The sequence below is a fragment of the Abyssisolibacter fermentans genome, from assembly GCF_001559865.1.
Taxonomy (GTDB): Bacteria; Bacillota; Clostridia; order Tissierellales; family MCWD3; genus Abyssisolibacter; species Abyssisolibacter fermentans.
In genome coordinates this window covers 195199-213995 of record NZ_LOHE01000037.1, presented here as the reverse complement: position 1 = coordinate 213995, position 18797 = coordinate 195199, and the positions used below count along the sequence as shown (strand labels likewise).

The 18797-nt window shown below is 27.6% G+C and carries 18 protein-coding genes; all 18 read right to left on the bottom strand.

All coding sequences use genetic code 11. The features are described 5' to 3' along the window. Nucleotide 1 precedes the first annotated feature (1 nt). Nucleotides 2–679, bottom strand: a complete 678-nt coding sequence (locus AYC61_RS04595; RefSeq protein ID WP_156456346.1) for a hypothetical protein — start codon at nucleotides 677–679, stop codon at nucleotides 2–4. Further along, complete coding sequence (locus AYC61_RS04590) at nucleotides 657–1634, bottom strand: SAF domain-containing protein (protein WP_066497517.1); 978 nt, start codon at nucleotides 1632–1634, stop codon at nucleotides 657–659. Before AYC61_RS04590 ends, AYC61_RS04595 begins: the two co-directional genes overlap by 23 nt. 100 nt (nucleotides 1635–1734) lie before the next feature. Continuing rightward, complete coding sequence (locus tag AYC61_RS04585; RefSeq protein WP_066497514.1) at nucleotides 1735–2385, bottom strand: hypothetical protein; 651 nt, start codon at nucleotides 2383–2385, stop codon at nucleotides 1735–1737. A gap of 1 nt (nucleotide 2386) precedes the next feature. Continuing rightward, entirely contained in the window at nucleotides 2387–3520 is a 1134-nt protein-coding gene (locus tag AYC61_RS04580) for a hypothetical protein (protein ID WP_156456345.1), read from the bottom strand. Between the two features lie 21 nt (nucleotides 3521–3541). Continuing rightward, the gene (locus tag AYC61_RS04575) at nucleotides 3542–4057 is read right to left on the bottom strand and encodes an A24 family peptidase (RefSeq protein WP_066497511.1); all 516 of its coding nucleotides are present in this window, start codon (nucleotides 4055–4057) and stop codon (nucleotides 3542–3544) included. Between the two features lie 13 nt (nucleotides 4058–4070). Further along, the gene (locus AYC61_RS04570; RefSeq protein WP_066497509.1) at nucleotides 4071–5030 is read right to left on the bottom strand and encodes a DUF6382 domain-containing protein; all 960 of its coding nucleotides are present in this window, start codon (nucleotides 5028–5030) and stop codon (nucleotides 4071–4073) included. A gap of 178 nt (nucleotides 5031–5208) precedes the next feature. Continuing rightward, nucleotides 5209–5781, bottom strand: coding sequence for a prepilin peptidase (locus tag AYC61_RS04565; RefSeq protein WP_066497507.1), 573 nt, complete (start codon nucleotides 5779–5781; stop codon nucleotides 5209–5211). A 56-nt stretch (nucleotides 5782–5837) separates the two neighbouring features. After that, complete coding sequence (locus AYC61_RS04560; protein WP_066497505.1) at nucleotides 5838–6941, bottom strand: TadE family protein; 1104 nt, start codon at nucleotides 6939–6941, stop codon at nucleotides 5838–5840. A gap of 8 nt (nucleotides 6942–6949) precedes the next feature. Further along, nucleotides 6950–9913, bottom strand: a complete 2964-nt coding sequence (locus AYC61_RS04555) for a DUF5702 domain-containing protein (protein WP_066497504.1) — start codon at nucleotides 9911–9913, stop codon at nucleotides 6950–6952. A gap of 29 nt (nucleotides 9914–9942) precedes the next feature. Continuing rightward, nucleotides 9943–10593, bottom strand: a complete 651-nt coding sequence (locus tag AYC61_RS04550; RefSeq protein ID WP_066497498.1) for a TadE family protein — start codon at nucleotides 10591–10593, stop codon at nucleotides 9943–9945. A 24-nt stretch (nucleotides 10594–10617) separates the two neighbouring features. After that, nucleotides 10618–10797 (bottom strand): Flp1 family type IVb pilin, encoded by a 180-nt coding sequence (locus AYC61_RS04545; RefSeq protein WP_066497497.1) that lies wholly within the window; start codon nucleotides 10795–10797, stop codon nucleotides 10618–10620. A gap of 335 nt (nucleotides 10798–11132) precedes the next feature. Next, nucleotides 11133–11999 (bottom strand): type II secretion system F family protein, encoded by an 867-nt coding sequence (locus AYC61_RS04540; protein WP_066497496.1) that lies wholly within the window; start codon nucleotides 11997–11999, stop codon nucleotides 11133–11135. Nucleotides 12000–12002: 3 nt separating this feature from the next. Continuing rightward, the gene (locus AYC61_RS04535; protein ID WP_242866737.1) at nucleotides 12003–12893 is read right to left on the bottom strand and encodes a type II secretion system F family protein; all 891 of its coding nucleotides are present in this window, start codon (nucleotides 12891–12893) and stop codon (nucleotides 12003–12005) included. After that, the gene (locus AYC61_RS04530) at nucleotides 12881–14140 is read right to left on the bottom strand and encodes a TadA family conjugal transfer-associated ATPase (RefSeq protein WP_066497493.1); all 1260 of its coding nucleotides are present in this window, start codon (nucleotides 14138–14140) and stop codon (nucleotides 12881–12883) included. Before AYC61_RS04530 ends, AYC61_RS04535 begins: the two co-directional genes overlap by 13 nt. Nucleotides 14141–14151: 11 nt before the next feature. Then, nucleotides 14152–15258, bottom strand: coding sequence for an AAA family ATPase (locus AYC61_RS04525; RefSeq protein ID WP_066497492.1), 1107 nt, complete (start codon nucleotides 15256–15258; stop codon nucleotides 14152–14154). 868 nt (nucleotides 15259–16126) lie between these two features. Next, nucleotides 16127–16942: a stalk domain-containing protein gene (locus tag AYC61_RS04520; protein ID WP_066497490.1), complete on the bottom strand. Its 816-nt coding sequence runs from the start codon at nucleotides 16940–16942 to the stop codon at nucleotides 16127–16129. Between the two features lie 294 nt (nucleotides 16943–17236). Continuing rightward, complete coding sequence (locus AYC61_RS04515) at nucleotides 17237–17962, bottom strand: hypothetical protein (RefSeq protein WP_066497487.1); 726 nt, start codon at nucleotides 17960–17962, stop codon at nucleotides 17237–17239. Next, complete coding sequence (locus AYC61_RS04510; RefSeq protein WP_066497484.1) at nucleotides 17959–18789, bottom strand: 4Fe-4S binding protein; 831 nt, start codon at nucleotides 18787–18789, stop codon at nucleotides 17959–17961. Before AYC61_RS04510 ends, AYC61_RS04515 begins: the two co-directional genes overlap by 4 nt. Nucleotides 18790–18797 lie beyond the last annotated feature (8 nt).

Below are 18797 nucleotides of genomic sequence, written 5' to 3'. Positions count from 1 at the left end.
ATCACTTCCCCCTTTCAGCAAGCTTTGCTGCTTTGAGAATTTGTTTTTTTTCAATTTGGAAATACTCGCTAATAATATCATTTAACATATCTTTGTAGTATTTCGATAAATCTTTAAATTTAAATATATCATTATACTGAAATTCAATATTACTTTTATAATCCTGTGGTTCTAACTCAAATTCGTATTTTGCTATAACCTCAAAGTTATCTATATTTAAATAGCTATCTATATATTTGCTATCAATCTTACTATCAACCATATCTCTATAAATTCTAATTATAGAAGACTCATCTTTTAAATCATTTGTAAAAGCTCTTATACGTTGAATATTATACCTTTGAAAATCAGATATTAAAAATATTCCCGTACAATCATATAGCTTGTCTAACAACGATTTATTAAATCCAAAGTCTATCAGTATAACGTCATAATCATCAAATGTAACATTGATAAAACTTTTTTCAGCTTGACAATTTATATAAAAATCAACACTTCTATATGATACATAGTTGCCGTCATATGTTTGTGGTATACAATAACGCATTGTCTGCTCAATACTTGCATCAATCACGGCTACTTTTTTATCTAATTTGCTTAGAATTCTTGATAGATAATTTATAATATCGCATTTGTATGTTCCAAAAAATCCTAATTTATTTTTTATCAAAGGCTCCACTTTTTTTACTTCCTTTTTTATCATCCTTCTCCTTAGCCCCCTCTTGAATATCATCTGATTCCAACTCAGCTTGGACTCTTTGCTTTTGCTCGCTTATCTTTTCACTTCTCTTATTAACCTCTTGTGATACTCCTGCATTTACATTTGATATATCCTCTGGCTTCAGTTGTAATAATCTATTGTCTAGCTGTAATCGAACTTGTTCACTTAATGAAGTTTTAGCAAGCTTTAAAATATTAGGATTACTTTTCATTATATTTAAAACATTTATCTTTACAGGATAGTTAGGTACTGATGCTTTCTGTATATTAGGCTCTACATATGTAACAACATAAAGCTTAGTACCTTTATTTAGATAAGCATCAACTATTGCACTATTTATAGTCATTATTTCTTCTTCATCAAGCCACAGCCATACTATATTTTTTGACAAATCAATATTTCTAACTTTCTTTTTACTTATAACAATATAATCATCTCCATTAGCATAGCCTATTCTTACATCAAAATACTTGTCTTTTTTTAAGTTACTCTGTAACAAAAGCATGTTAAATTCCTGCTCTCTCAAATCCTTAGTAATATCTTCAGTAGTTATCATACTTTTGAATATTGGATTACCACTTTTTAAATCAATTACAGCTATATCACCTAAGTTATCTTTTGTTAGAAGTTTTTCTTTATTTACATCTAAAAGCATTTCTTTTTCTTCAACCATTTGAGCTTCTATTTTGGTTCCAGCTGGTATATCATAAATAGGTGTTAATACCATTCTTTTTAGGTTATATTGTTGCATTCTTAAATCATCTATTTGTTCTATATATGCTTCTTGTACTTTTTGAACTTGCTTATTATACATGATATACACACCCACTACTGCTCCACAAAGAATAAATATAAGTATTAGTGCAAATATAATACGTTTTCGCATTTTATTTTTCTTTTTAGTAAATCCCATAAAATCCCCTCCTTTTCGTAGAAATATATATTTACATATTTAAGAACTTACAATTTTGCTTTAAATATCAGAGTTTTTCATAAGATGATATAGCATAGAGTTAGTTTAGTATAATCTTTGCGAAAAAATTGTTTACTTCATTATTGGGTTTAAAAGGGTTCATATTAAAAGGTATATGATATATTGGGTTATCAACTAGCTGTTTAATATCTTTTAAATATTTGTCTTCTATAAAAGGAATACAATAAATCCAACTTCTATTAACATCTACACTGCGAGTATCATTATAGAAATTAATAAGCTCTTTTATTTTCCAATCTATTCCATGAGCTAGTACGACTCTTTTGTCGGCTCTTATAAATTCATCAAAATCTATTAGTTCATTATAATTACCAAAATCCATTATTATAAAATCATATTTTTCTTTATGTTTCATGATAAAACTCGAATAGTCTATATCCCAATAGTAATCAATCTTGTTATAAGTAAAATAATTTTTTTCTAAATATATATTCTCATTTGTAGCTCTATATATTTCTTTAAAAGCCCCTGTTTCATTTAATTCCAAAACTGCTACTTTATATTTTGATGATAAACACTGAGCAAGCATTATAAGTGTATGGGTAACACCTACACCACTTGTTACTCCTATTAATCCAATGCTAGTTGTTGAAGTAGGATTTTTTAAATAATCTTTTATTTTTTTATCTTCCGTCATTATAGATTTATACAACCTTGATTTACGTTTCATTTTATTTCTCCTTTTTGAAAATACCACTAATATTAAACTTCAAACCTTTTCTTTTACCATCCTGTTTAGGAATTATATTCTCAAGCAACTTTGCGCACATTTTATAGCTATTCTTATTTACTAAAAATGGGTTACCTGTTAGTGACGATAAATAACATCTTAAATCAACCATATTCTCTTTTATCTCTGCAAACGTTTCTTCGTCTGAAAAATTAAAAAGATATTTATTTTTATGTATGCCATCTCTTGTCCTTAAAATAGCTTCTAATGACCCCAATTCCCAATCTTTTACTCCACTAACGATTATTCTCTCATCAGCTCTTTTAAATTCTTCTAACTGGCAATCATTATAAACACCTAAATCCAATACTATGTAATTAAAATCATCTTCTAGAATGTTTAATAATTTCATATCTTCTTTGTTTGGATAGAAATATATACCATCTAATAAAAAACCATTATCAATATCTTTAACATCTATATATGAATTTTTTATATCTTCAAATACTGTAGTTTTATTCAGCTCTACTAATCCTACTTTGACGTTAAAGGTCTTTAAAAAACTCGCTATATTTATAGCGGTATGTGTTGTCCCAATTCTGTGCATAGTTCCAACTACACCAATAACCATAGTTCCAACTATTTTATCTTTTACTATAGTTACAACATTCTGGTTGGAATTTGCTTTTACATTTTGTGATAATGCATTTAATCCCAAATCCCATTTTACAGCCTTAGCATAAGTTGTCGGATACTTTAGTACCTCTAACAAATCAGAATAAAGATCATAATCATTAAGATTATCTCCTATTGGATTTAGAATATCGTAAACTCCCATTGTAACTATTAGCGATAATTCTTGATTACCCGGATAACAATTAGGTGCAATTATAATAATTTGCGTATTCTCATTCTTTATTCTAAAATCTCTTATCGCAAATGGTATATCTCTATGATTTTCTACTGATACCATATCTATAATTAGATAATCAACATCTAAATTATCAACTTCTTGTAAAGCATCAATAATATCTATGTTAGTAGAAATCATATTATAAACTATTTGTCCTTCGCTATCGTAAATTGCCTTCTTTATCTGCCCTGAAAACAGTGAACTCGCTATAACTGCAAACAAAATATCACTCCCTTTGTCCATTTATATATTAATCCACACTTGTAATAAAAAGCCTAAAAATACAGCACTTGAAAATGGAAATTTCGATTTTAAGTCAAATTCATATTCCAAAATACTGTGTGTTAATATACATGCTTTAATAAAATTGAATAAACTTTTAAAACTTTTTATCGCACTATTTCTAAATATAATATAAAACAAACTAATAACTCCACCAGCTAAAAAAGAATATATTATTGTAAATACTGTGAATTTCGCTCCCGCTATCGCTCCTATACAACAAAAAAGCTTAATATCTCCAGCACCTAACACTCTTGCTATAAACAGTATCCACAATATTACTATAGGCATTACAATTCCAGCTAGAGAATCTATTAATCCATGTACATTATTTACATATACATTTGTTATAATACCTATACATAAAAATACCAATATTAATTTGTTTTTTACTTTATATGATTTAATGTCTTGCAGAAAAGCTATTGATACTAAAATAGCTATTTCTATCCATTTAATAAATACTATATCTCTCACCTCATATTAGTAATTAAATATCATCTTCTCTACCAACATTTATTTTTTTTGCTTTTCTCATTGGTACAGATGGTTCATTTATTTGTCTTTCATAATTATTGTTATTTATGTTCTCTTTTGATTTAACTAACCTTTTTAAAATCAGGAAATCTACAGCTATAACTAAAATTAAAATACCAGCATATGTAGTAGAATCTACGTTATTAGCAAACTTTAAAATTATTGTAATTATTATTATTAATACCAATTGCGTCAAGCCAAATATTATTAAGTTTTTCTTTTGTTTTGTAATAGAATAATTTTTCTTTCTTTTTACAATTGATTGTGCATCTTTCTTTTTAACCTTATCAGGTTTATTAGATTTATTGTTTTTGGATTCAGGTTTCTTGTACACTTTATTACTTCTTTTAATCTTATTCTTTATTTCATATGTATTTGTAAGCTCTATTTTAGCTGATTTAATTTTAAGTAATTCCAGTTGTTTTAATAAATCCACATAAGAAATATCAATTTCTCCTGTATCCACCCCTACTACTTCATTGATTAAACTTCTTATATTCTGATTAATATTAAAATCAAGTTTTATTGGTAAATACATTACTTGTACTTTTGATGAATTTTGCTCAATATAAATATAATTTAAATCAAGAATAAAACTATTCTCATATAATAAATAGTTCTTACTATTTTTTATAGTCCTTATTACAGATTGCAGCATTTCTATTTTTTCATTTTTACTAAGCTTTTGAACTTTTAAATATTCACATAAAGAAATCTTATCTGACGTATCATAATACAATTTAACTATATTATTTTCTGCCATAACATTAATTGGTATTATGCCAAGCTCTAAATTCTCACCTATCATTTCAACTTGATAATTAATAATGTCATCTAATGGACAAGTTAATTCGATAATTGTATAAATATTATCATTACTGTTTTTATTAATCTTATATTCGCCTACAGCCATAAAAGACTCCTTTCTTAACAGGTATTTAGGCATATGAAAAAAATAAATAAGTCAATTTGCAAAGTAATTTTGATTATTTTCTAGGCACTCAATCACTTACTGTATGTAAGTGATTGAGTAACAACAAAAATACTCAAAAGGACTAGTAAGATAACTATTTTATTTTTTCAAATGTGCCTTAACCTATTATAATTAATATCATCAATGAAATCATTATAAAAGGTGAAAATGGCAGTTCTGTTTTCCTATTAGCATTTTTTAATAACACTAATACAATACCTGTTATACAACACAATAAAGAAGCAATTAATAAAATACTAATTATTTTACTCCCTAAAAATAAACACATACACCCTATTAGCTTTACATCTCCCATCCCTAAAGCTCCCTTAGATATGAAAGACACTAAAAACAATAATACAGTCAAAGCTACACAATAAATAATTTTATTTTTATCCATATTAATACACATAAAAATAAGACCTATTATAACTGTTAAAACAATCAATCTATTCGGTATCATCCTATTTTTATAATCAACTAATGCTGTCCAAATTAGGATTATATACAGACTGGCATAAATATACAATTCTACTGTTAATCCATAAATTGAATATACCAAAACTGTAAATAACCCTATGAATACTTGAATAGCAAGTATATGAATGTAATCATAACTCATCCACTGCTTTAAAAAACATCTTATGAAAAATGAAAATACTACTGCACTAAGAAAAACTAAATAAATCATTATTTAAACCTCATACTAATTTAATTTCCATCCAAAACTGGAGGATTACATTTCTTTCATGGTTCATATGTCTTAACTGCATCTTCTAATTTAATTTCATGTATATCTTTAAAAATAGCAGTACATCCATGCTTATGGTATCTTTTATTAGAAAACTTTGAGGAATCAGTAATATAGACTTTCGTAATATTCTCTTTTGAATCTTTCAAGCAAATTTCACAAGGGGTGTAGCCTTGATCTATAGCCTCTTCCAAAGTAATTGAGCTTAATTTTTTGAAAATCAAATTACATCCAAACCTATGATATTTTTTGCCTTTTGATGTTACGTAAACTTTAGTTTTATTTGCATCATCTTCATCATTATCTTTATCACTCAATTCATCCTTATCTTCAGAATTTTCGTTTAATACAGAAGTATTAATCCCTCCTGCCATCCATGCTCTTGCTGTAGCTCTTTGAGTAATAGCTATATTGTTATTCTTAAAAGGTACAGGTAATTTTATAGAATATGTTACAACAATATCTATATCTTCATTTCCATCATAGTATCTTGAGCCTGCTACACTAAAATTCTCTACATTTAAATCTTTTAATTTTTCATCATCTAGTCCGTATTTCTTTAAATATAGATGTAAAATAACATTTCCTACGGTATCTTTGCATTTACTAAATGTTTTATCTGCAGCGAAAGACGCTATGCTCATAATCTCCTCAGATGGATTTTTAGCACAGTTAGAAATTATAGAAGCAATCTCTTTAGCATCATCCTTACACACCATAATTTTTTCTATTATGCTATCGCTGCTACTCTTAATATTCTCTAAATCAATTTGCTCTGATTCTTTAACCAAATCACTTATATGCAAATAGGTTTCAATACTCTTTTGCTTGTTTTGTTTAAAGCTACCAGCTTTTTCATCTAATCTATCTTGCACGCCTTTCTGCAAATCATACACACCACTTGCATTATATAGATAACTAGTTGATGCCATTTCGCTTACAGCATCATTTATGGCATGTCCAATTAATTCTTGTACATACACAACTTTTATAAACATCCCTATAGCCATAATAGTAAATATAAAAACCGGCAGTACTATTGCTGCTTCTACAGTTAATGATCCTTTTGAATTATTAATTTTTTTAGCCAAATTATTCATTTCATCACCTAGTACCAGTTATATAATTCTACTGTAAATCTATATCTGTTATCTTTCATTTTTTTATCTTTTGGTAAGAATATCTGTGTCATAAACAGGCATTTTACAGATATAGTAGCTTTAACTTTTAAGCATACCTTATGTTCACTTAATCTAAACGCCTCATCATTTTTGTTATAATTAATCTGTATTAAATCTAAAGCTCTATTAATACTTTTTTCTTCATTTTGAAGCAATAACAAAAACCTTAAATAATCTATATAATAGGTATCTATAGCAATTGCCTTGCTGTCTTTTTTGAGGTCAAGCTTAGATAGTTTATTATCTTTTTCATATTTATCAATGTAAGTATCCAACTTATCCTTGCCCATCTTAGAAAGCTCATTCGCTTTCTCTTTAAATATTTTATTAAACTCAACCTTATGTGAATTAATATATTCTTGAATACTCGCCTTTGATTTTTGCATATATTTTTCTAATTCTTCTTTAGCCTTTCCTTTAGCTTCTTGATTTACTTGCTCAAGCTTTGCATCCACACCGCTTATAAGTTCTTTTAGATTAGGGTCACTGACATTTGCAAAGTCCTGTAGACTACCGTTACCTATAGGCTCACTTCCCTCAATTGCAGCTATCTTTTCCTCTATGAATTTATCCATATAGTCATTTGCCACATCAACACAATAATTAGTCATTTGCTCTGAAAATCTTACTGCTTCACCTTCTGCATAATCTATAATTTCATGTGCTATGAGTTTTCCACAATCCGCTTTCCATGTTGCTTTTGTTTTAAGCATAGGAACAGGTTCACCACGTTCTAAACATCGTAAATCTAATATTGATTCTGCCATTGCCCATGCACACTGCAATATAGTTCTAAAAATAGGTATTCCTGCACCAGCGGTCCACCATCCTGCCATAGCAGTTGCTATAGCTGTAGCTTCTGCTCTCTTTTGACTGTCTGTAAAAACATGAATACAGTTTAGACCAAATCTAATCATAATAATTTTACTATCTGTTAACAGCTTATTTTTTCTTTCTGACCTACAACCATTTAGAATATATTCAACTTCTCCATTGTTAAAATAGGTTTCAAGCTCACTTTTTTTAATGTTTCTTAGATTTAATTCCATAGGTTTTAATTCAGAAACATCGTTTTTAAAAGAATTAACGATATATTCGTTTACATATATTTTATCCCTCATATCTCCTAATAAATCAAAGCCAAAACCACTTAAAAAATCAAAGGCATCTTCACTGTATGTATCTTCTTCATCCACGTCAAATACTACATCTCTTGTTTCTTCGTCAGAATATTTACTTTCATAGGAAGGTAGCGTCTCGTACAAATCCTTAGGTATTTCAATATATTTCTTGGTATCATCATCTTCTTCTATTTCTTCATTTGCTTCATCTGCAATTTCCTCTAACTCTTCTTCTCCCTCTTCTGCTCTTTTCTCGCTTTCCTCATCCTGCTTCGCTGATAATTTAACATTAGTTTCTATATTATTATTGAACTTTGGTATGAGACCAAAAAGTCCCTTTTTATTGCTAGAATTACCAATTATATTTTTAAAATCTTCTATCTTTGAAAACTTATAACTATATTCGTCATTGACTATTGTTTCACTATTTTCAATTACACTTGGACTTATTTCATTAATATGCTCCATCATTTCTTTCAAAAATTCTAAGTTGTCATTTAATGTATTTTTGAACTTGTTGTTATTATATGCTAAAGAATTTTCATCAGGTAACAAACTCCTATATTCAGATATATCCTTTTCTAATTCTTCATATGAGCTGCTTATAATTTTATCTTTTTTTTGATCAAGATGGTTCTCGAATTCATCTATCCTCTTAGTAACCTTGATAGTTTGCCTTGAAACCTCATCTATTATCTCTATGCTCATAGCACACGCTTTGTTATAACCATTTGGTTCGTCAAAATATTTTATAATAATGTTGTCTCTATCTAAATCATTTTGGAAATCGCTATATAGCTTGTCTATTGTTTTTTTATTCTCATCTACTACATCTCGAAGCGTATCAATCTTGGCTTCCAAGTCACTTTTCTCGTCTCTTAATGAAGTTCTATCGCTTTTATAATCATCAATTTTCTTTTTATCTTCAGGATCATCATTATCGAGGTTTCTTATTTTTTTGTTAATCTCCTCTATTTCATCATTTATTTCTTCTATTTCTTTTTGTAATAGTCTTATTTCTATTCTATTATTTTGATATTCAATAATAGTATCTCTGTATTTAATCACCTTGCTTTGAAAACTTAACTGCCCATCGCTGAAATCATCTTCATTATTAAACCTATTGATAAAACAAATATTCTTGTCAAATTCATCTTTATATATCTGAATAGATTTATTATCAAAAGGTGCTACAGGTCCTACTAATTTGTACAACTTTTTTCTAAGTTTATCTAGTTCATTTATTGTTTTTTCTACATCTAATTTCTCACTATAAGACTCAGTGGTAGATGAAGCTTTTTTCAAAACCTCTAGTTTTAATAAATACTCTTCAACTAATTCCTTTGGAGCTCTGTACTTCATATACTCTATAATTTGTTTCTTAGCAACATCAACATCTGTAATTTTAAATAAAGGTTCTATTTCAATATTTTCAACCTTATAATCATACAAATCTAAAAAATCTATTGCTCCTCTAGCTGTTAAATCATCCTTATCTATCATTAAGTTTTTATTAAAATAATAAAGTAAAACTTCTTCTAACTCAGCCTTATCATTTTGACTTAATGCAAATAAACCCCAATCATTTTTCAAATCTTCATTATACCCTGCTAATGCAGAATTGATTGACACTAAAGTAGCTCTTTGAGCTTGTGTATTTGCTACACGTATTCTTGCATTATCAACCATCAGACCAGTTAAAGTCATAACAACTAATAATATAATACATAAAAATATTGATATTGCTCCTTTCTGTCTGTATAAAAACATATATACTTGTTCCTCCATATCAATGTATATCATTCTAAAAATTTGTACACATTGTCTTTTACTTTTTCCATAGAAGCTTTGATATTATCTAAAACTCCTAGTTGATCAGCTGTATCCGCCATAAAGTCAACATTTCTAATAAACTCTGTATTCTCATTTATAACTGCTTTTGATTTTTTTTCAATTGTATAAGCTTCCTTCAAACCAAATGATTTAAAGAAACCACTAAAAGGAAGCTTATACGAATCTTTGAGCGTAATATTTATTTCTCTATATACAACATAATTCTTTACCTTAATGTCAACTTTGTCTTGAGTAGAAAGCATTCCATTTATCATATTTCCATAATTTAATTTTGCTATAGCATAGTCTCTAATAGATTTTATTTTAGTTGTCTTATCTCTATCGTATAGATGCCAATATAAATCTCCTTCTAAATATGTAGTTGTAGAAATTGGTATATTTTTATTATTCAATGCTTCAATTCTTTTAGTATTATTCCAATTCAAAGCACTAATTTGAGCTATTTGATCTGCTGTAGTTTGTAAATATGCACTTTGATACAACAAGACACACATAAAAATCATCGAAAATATGACTAGCAAAACAACAGGAAATACTAATGCTGCTTCTACTGTTAAACTTCCTTTAGTATTGAAAAATGCTCCCCGAAATTTCACTCATTACACATCCTTAATATCTAACTACTTGGTGGAATCAATACCTGTATCTGCATCTAATTTATCAATTAATCCATTTACAATTTTTACAATTCTTTTTTTAAACAATAGAGCTAAACCTATCAAAATAGCTATCAACAAAACTATCTCCACTGTTCCTAAACCATCCTCTTCCTTTATAAACCTTCTAATCTCATTTTTCATGATTTTCCTCCTATAATTTAATTTATATTAGTTAGTTACAAAACACTAAACTACTGATAACTACTATGTTTATATGTTTAATATGACTAAGTTTCTCACACAAAACAGTTATAAAAATACCAATATAGTTAATAGGGAACCATCTCATGTTTCTTTGTAAGTGTGACTTCAAGAGTTCGTTTCTTCATAGCTCTCACTTAATCATAAGAAACGAGCTCTTGTCGGAACCGTCAAAGATTATGAGATGGGTCCCCTCACCAAAAACTTATGAGCTAAACAATTAATGTTATCTACATATCATATTTTAATTTTTGTTTTGCAACTATCTATTTAATTTATATGTTCTGAAGCTGTAAAACTGCTGGCAACATCATTATTAACAAAATTCCAATAAACATCAGCATCATAGGCATCAAAAGCTTTGAGCTAGCCTCTTCACCTAATTTTTTAGCTGTGTTTTTCCTTATTTCCCAACATTCAGCTCCTAAAACTCTTAATAACATTGATAATTGAGCATTTCCTCTTTTCAAGTTTTGTAATACAATTGATATAAACTTTGTTATCTCAGGTGTCCTGCATCTTTTAGCAAAATCTTCATAAGCTTTTTGTTGAGCTTTGCCTGATTTGATCTCAAAATATGTATATTCTAATTCCTTATAAAGAGGTCTATTATTATCTCTATTATCTTTAACAATTTTTTCCCATGCTTTAGGAAGTGTCATTCCTGCATTTATTAGCAAAGATATTTCGTTCATAAAACTTGGAAAGTCCAAACGAATTAATCTATTTTTATCTTCAATTTTTTTGTCTAAATCCTTGTCCATACCATAAAAAACAGCAAATATTAAAATTATAGCAAAAAAGATGAACTCTCTTGATACTTCTTTTATACCTGCACCAAATAAACCAATAATTAATAGCACAACCATTAAGTATGTCACTTTATTAACCCAAAATAACTTTAAGTAGTAATTATCATTTCTAGTAGTATGTAAATTAATCAATTTTTGCTTTATGTATTGGTCATATTTAGTATTATATTTGTAACCTACTGCTTTCATAATGTACAAGCCCATAGGCATTAATGATTTCAACGGATATTCTTTTTTATCAAGTTCATCTATTATGTCATTGTATTTATTTTTTGATAACATATATACCGTAAGAAATATCGCTGTTACAAAAATGAAAAAAATACTCATTGTTTACACCTCAATATTTATTATCTTTACAGCTAGAAAATATGAAACAACAAACAAAGCTATAGCTATAGTTATTACTACTTTTCCTATAAATGTGTTGAATACAGGATTCATATATTCTGGACAGCTCCATGATAATAGAAGTATTAAAACTATAGGCATAATGCCTAATATTTTTTGCTCTAATTTTTTCTGAGAAAGCATTACATCTATATCCTGTTTTATATGTATCTTATCAGCTATTGTATCTGATGTCGTTTTAATAATATCTACTAAATCTCCACCGGTACGTTTACATATTACAAATACATCTACAAAATTGCTTACATCCTCTAAATGAGCTCTGCTTTTAAAATCCAAAAGTGTATTTTCTATAGTTTCATTTAATTCTAGTCTGCGTATTATATATTCAAGCTCTTTTAAAATAAAGGTATCAGGATTTATATACAAAACCTTTAAATCCTTTAACGCGTCTTTAAATGCCATTTCAACAGACTTACCCGCTGATAAAGATGATGATACTGCATATAACGCTTCTTTAAATTGAATGCTTAGCTTTTTCTTTTGATTTTTAATTATTTCTTTTTCCCTCATAGAAGGATATTTTAAAGCAACTGGAGTTATAATCAATGCCATAATAATACTCCTATAAAATACATAACCAATTACAAATACAACTATAGCAGCAATCATTGTATAAAATATTTTTTCCTTTAAATTCATATTGTAAGTATTATAGTCAATCAACTCATTATCTTTATTTACTTTTACATTAATATTAGTCATTTTTATTTTCTTTTTGCTTTTAGAAGAAGGTTTTTGAGTTTTATTTAAAATCAAAAACATTATAGCAGAAATAACACCTGCTATAATTACTAAAATTATTGCTCGCATATGACACCATCCTCTGATAATTTAAAACCTGCCATTTCTAGTTTTCGTGTATTTTGCAGTTTGTTTTTAGTTTTTTGTAAGCTACCAACTATTTTTTTGTCTTCAGTTTCACCTTGTTCAACAAAATTAAATAATGAATTTAATTTTATTTCTCCATTGTAAAATCCTAAAATTTCAGATATTTCTAGTACTCTCCTAGACTTATCTCTCAACCTACCTAAATGAATTATAATATTAATAGCTGATGCAATCTGCTGTCTTATAGCATTCAAAGGCAATTCTGCTCCACTTAATACCATTGTTTCTATTCTACTAAGCATGTCCTTAGTAGAATTAGCATGTCCTGTTGAAAGTGAACCATCATGTCCAGTATTCATTGCTTGAAGCATATCTATGGCTTCCTTACCTCTTACTTCTCCAACTATTATCCTATCTGGTCTCATTCTTAGAGATGCTTTTATTAGATTCGATATTTCTACTTTACCTTTTCCTTGTGTATTGGCATCTCTTGTTTCTAGTCTAACTAAGTTAGGCACATTGACAATTTTAAGCTCCGCTGAATCCTCTATAGTTATAATCCTTTCATCTTTAGATATAAAGTTTGACAAAGTATTCAAAAATGTCGTCTTACCAGAACCAGTTCCCCCCGAAATAAAAATATTATATTTTGCTGTAACTAATTTTTCTATAAAGTCAGCAGCTTCTTTTGTTAGTGATCCTAAATTAATTAATTCTTCTATAGTTAAAGGCTTGTCAGGAAATTTTCTAATAGTTAATATAGGACCATTTAATGCTATTGGCGGTAGTACTACATGTATTCTTGATCCATCAGCTAATCTTGCATCAACAATCGGACTTGATTCATTTATAGTCCTATTTACCTTTGATACAATAGTCTGTATAATATTTTCTAATTTTGTAGTGCTTTCAAACTTCTGATCTATCTTAGTTATTTGACCTTTTCTTTCTATGAATATATTGTCAGAACCATTTACCATTATCTCTGTAATAGATTTATCATCTAATAACGGCTGTAGTATATCTAATCTTCTTAAAGAATTAAATACTGTCTTAATTACATTTTGCTTTTCAGATATATTCATATAATATTTTTTAGATTTTTCAAACACAGTTTTTGTTATGAGCTCTTCTATTTCTTCATCTGTTGGATCTCTAGTTATATCCATATTCTCTTTAACATAGTCTTCTATTTCTCTTATTAAACTATTTGTGTCAATTTTAATCATAAAATCACCTGTCAATTAATAGAATTTAAAATCTTATTTATACCTTTCACTAAAGAATCATTCATATCTATTTTGTATCTGTTCTTATACTTAAAAATTAAATTATTAGCAGAAGGTATTCTAATAATTCTTTTATTTGAATGCATATTTATGAAATCTATTGATGTATAGATTTTATTGTCATATTTATTTATTATTATTTGTATCTTTTTAGAAATATCATTATTTCTAATTTGTCCTATTAAATCTATTTGATTAATAAATTGCTTTGCTTTTATTAATGACATTTCATCTTGTCCAAATAGTAATAATATAAAATCTGCTATATCAAGTATTTCTATGTTTTTATCGTTCATGCTTGTCGACATGTCTACGAAAACATAATCATATTTTTTCATTCTTCTTAATTCTTCAAATATAAAATTGACTTCTTCAACGGTTAATTCATTCATATCATTTATATTATCCGGTGGTAAAAAATAATGTACATTGCTATCATTGTCTAGTTTTATTACCTCTTCACATTTTAATGTAAAGCTTTGTCTTTTGGCCTTTACATAATATAGTAAATTAGATAAGTTCTTATCTCCCTTACATTCAAAAAAACATTCAGTTGATTGTATATCTTCAAAGTTAACATATAAAACGGACTTACCATTAAGTGCACTTTGAATACTACACCCAACTGATAAAGTTGTCTTACCTATTCCCCCAACAGGAGAATAAACAGCAACTATTTTCGTTTCATTATTTCCTACCATATTATATGTAAAATTTTGATTCTTTTCGCTATAGATACTTAACACGTTATTTAAAAGTATATCTATCCTTTGATATTTGTTTATATAATTCAAATCACTATAAGAACAATTTTTATTTTTAGTTAATATAATTATTACACCTACATCAAATTTTTTTAAATTTTCTTCATATATATCTTCTGCTACAAGTAAAATATCAATTTTGTTATTACTTTTTTTAGTCAAATCATATAAATTATCCTTATTAGAAAAAGCTGTTATTAAAAATCTATTACCGTAATTATTTAAAATGTAGTTAACAAATGCCTCGTTGTACTGCTTATCAGCATCAGCTACAACCATATTGATTTTTTTCACTTTAACCTCCAGTGTATTGCTATAATTTATGTTTATTGTTATATTTTTAAACTATTAGTTAATATATGATATATATTTTATTCTTTCTACATTCTAAGAAATCCTTCTATTTTTTAATTTTATATACATTTTTTATATTCACTTAATAATTTTGTCGTATTATGTCATATTACTGTATACCTTTCTAGTTAATCATTATTTTTCCATATAAAAAAGCAGAGAAAAATTCTACTCTAATTACTCATTTTTCTCTGCTCTTTTTATTATTTCTTTTCTAACATATCATTTAGCTTAGTCTTAGCTTCTGAGAATGAAATACCATTTTCTATGCATATGTCTCTTATTAGTAAATTAACATTTTCAATAGTTCCACCAACTACTTCCTCTATTTCTTCTATTGTTAACCCCCACTCTATTGCATCTTTAACAGTAGTCTTTCCTTTTACAACTTGTTCTTCCTCGTGTTCCTCTTCATTTTAGGTGTTCAAAAATGTAATCCATTTACATAACAGCTTAGTATTCTTTACTCATACATTCCTTCCTCCCCTATTCTTTCGTCATATAACCTTGGTCGAAAAAGTAATGTATATATAGATGGCTTTTTGAGAAAGCGACTATATTGCATCCATGGTAAAAAGGCTCAAGAAGTTATAAAAATCCTAATTAAAAGAATATTAGGATATTACAAATAGTTTGATTTGTGACAAAATGTAAAAAAAGATACTAACATTTTTGCAGGTCTCTTTTTAATGTTAAAATATTTTAATAACAGTTTTATAATGTAATTTTTGTAATTTGATGTATAACGCTATATCTTAATTAAATAATATAAGACATAGACTTTATATACGGTTTTATTTTACAAATATTATTTTTCAAATTGTATATCTGCAATAATAAACCTAGTTTCTTCATAATTAGCATCATCCGACGCAATAATAGCTAATTTATCTATTCCAGTTACGTCACAATCAAATTTAATAAAATTACTTTCTTCATTTTTTTTAACTTTGTTTTGGGTAAAATCATGTGAACCAATAACAGTATTAGTATCTGCGTCATAAAGCCATAGTTTTGATGTAAGACATTCGTTTAAAGATGAAAATTTACCTATGCTTTGTACCTTAACGTAACAACTCATCTTTTTATAATTACTATTTAATTTAATAGTTGTCGAATTAAACTCTGCTTCTTCATTAGAAAATTTTAAAACTTCATCATGCCCAGTAGAATTGTCATCTATAACTAAACCAGCTTTAAACTTAACTCCATCTTTATTAACCAAATCTGCTTTATCATTAGTTATTTTAGCAGTTTTATTTGCATTATAACAAATTTCAGCATCCCCATATCTATTTAGCGAAACTAATCCTTTTTTATGCAAATCCATAATTCCTGGCTTCTCTAAATTAACAGGATCTTTTATTAATTTAATTGTTTTTGTAGTATTATCCCATTCTACGTCCAATCCTGTTAGATTAGCTATAGAACGAACTGGCAAATATGAAGTCCCATTGTAAATTAAAATAGGTGCTTGTAATTCTGCTTTTTCATCATCAAGTGTTAAACTTATAGCATCATTAATAGTTGCTGTAACGCTAGTGATAATTTCGTCGGCATTTACTCCTACTGAAAATGAAATTATCATGACGCACAGTGTTACTAATATTAGTTTTTTATTCATAATTTATATCCCCCTGTATATTTTTGTTATATTTCATGTTATATAATATCATTGTAATTATAGTAAAACAATATATTAAATAGAAATACGTAAAATTAATACCATTATTCCATGTAATTTTTATATTATTTACGTATAATTTAGACACAAAACGAAACTAGCAAACGCTAGCCTTTGCAATATCTGTAATTATTACAATTTTTTAATTTTTTATTGTAAATATAAGATTCTTTGTTACATAAAAAAACAGAGAAAAATTCAACTCTAATTACTCATTTTTCTCTGCCTGTTTTATTACTTCTTTTCTAACATATCATTTAGCTTAGTCTTAGCTTCTGAGAATGATACACCATTTTCTATACATATGTCTCTAATTAATAAATTAACATTTTCAATAGTTCCACCAACTACTTCCTCTATTTCTTCTATTGTTAATCCCCACTCTATTGCATCTTTAACAGTAGTCTTTCCTTTTACAACTTGTTCTTCCTCGTGTTCCTCTTCATCTTCTTGGCTTACAACTGTATTTTCTTGAGTTGCAGAAGGTAAATCTATAATTCTATCAGCTAGACTTCTCTGTAATTCTTCTGTCCATTTTCCTTCTTCTTTTAATAACTCTACAGCTTGTAGACTAATATAGTCATCACCTTCATATGGTAAGCCTGTATATAAAGAAACAAATAATTTAACTGATCCTGTTTCTATTTCTATATCTTGTCCTAAATTACTATATATTTCTTCTAAATCTTTTGCTTTCATATCACTAGGTTGATCTGTTTGAATATTGAATGCTTTAGCAATAATTTTAGCTTCTACTCCAAAAGCATTTTCTATATCTTTAAAAGAATAAGACCCTCTTATATCTTCAGGATTAGGCATTCCTTCAAATTCTCCTGTTTTAAATTTTACTGGTTGCTTTGAAGACTCTGTCTGCCACCAGCCCATAAAATCTGAAAAATATATACCTCCAAAGAGTATAATTACTATTGCTCCAATAAGGACTGAATTTTTTATTTTCATGATTTTACCTCCTGTTTGAATGCTCCTGTTCTGAATTCAACTGTTTCTTCTATAGGACACGTATTATCTGACGTACACTCACCACACCTGATACATTGATGATCTTTAATTACTTCTTTCTTTGACACTTCTATATTCATAGGACATACTTTATCACATTTTTTACAACCTATACATGTTGATTTATTTCTTTTGATTTTAAAAATACTGATAAAATTAGATAGTCCTATTAATGCACCAAAAGGACATACATATTTACACCATGGTCTTTCAATAATTAATGACAATAGTAGTGTTACCACTAATACAATAATTCCACCTATTGTAGCTTCTGAAGACCAGAAGTTAAATAAAGCATAATATGGATCTACTTCTAGAAAAACAAGCTTTAATGATTCAGTTGTTAAATAAACTGTAAAAATCAGCACAAAGTATCTCATATATCTTAAAACTCTATCTATTTTCTTAGGCATAATATTGTTATATTTATTTTTAAATATTTTCTTACCAAGCTTTCCTAACCATTCTTGAATACTTCCAAGCGGACACATATAGCTGCAAACAACGGGTCCAAAAAGAATAGCAAGTATCATAATAATTGATGTCATAACTATTGAAGATAAATGTATCTTTTTAACCATAACATCAAATTTTATCAAAGCTATAAATGTCTCTACACCTCCAAATGGGCATATTGCATGTAAAGAAGCTGATGAAATGAATGGAATTTCTTTTCCTATTTCTGATAAATAATGATTCAATGCAATAAATGCTACTACTGCAAAAAAGAATATTTGACTTATTAATCTAAGTTTTTTCTTTTTCATAATATCTC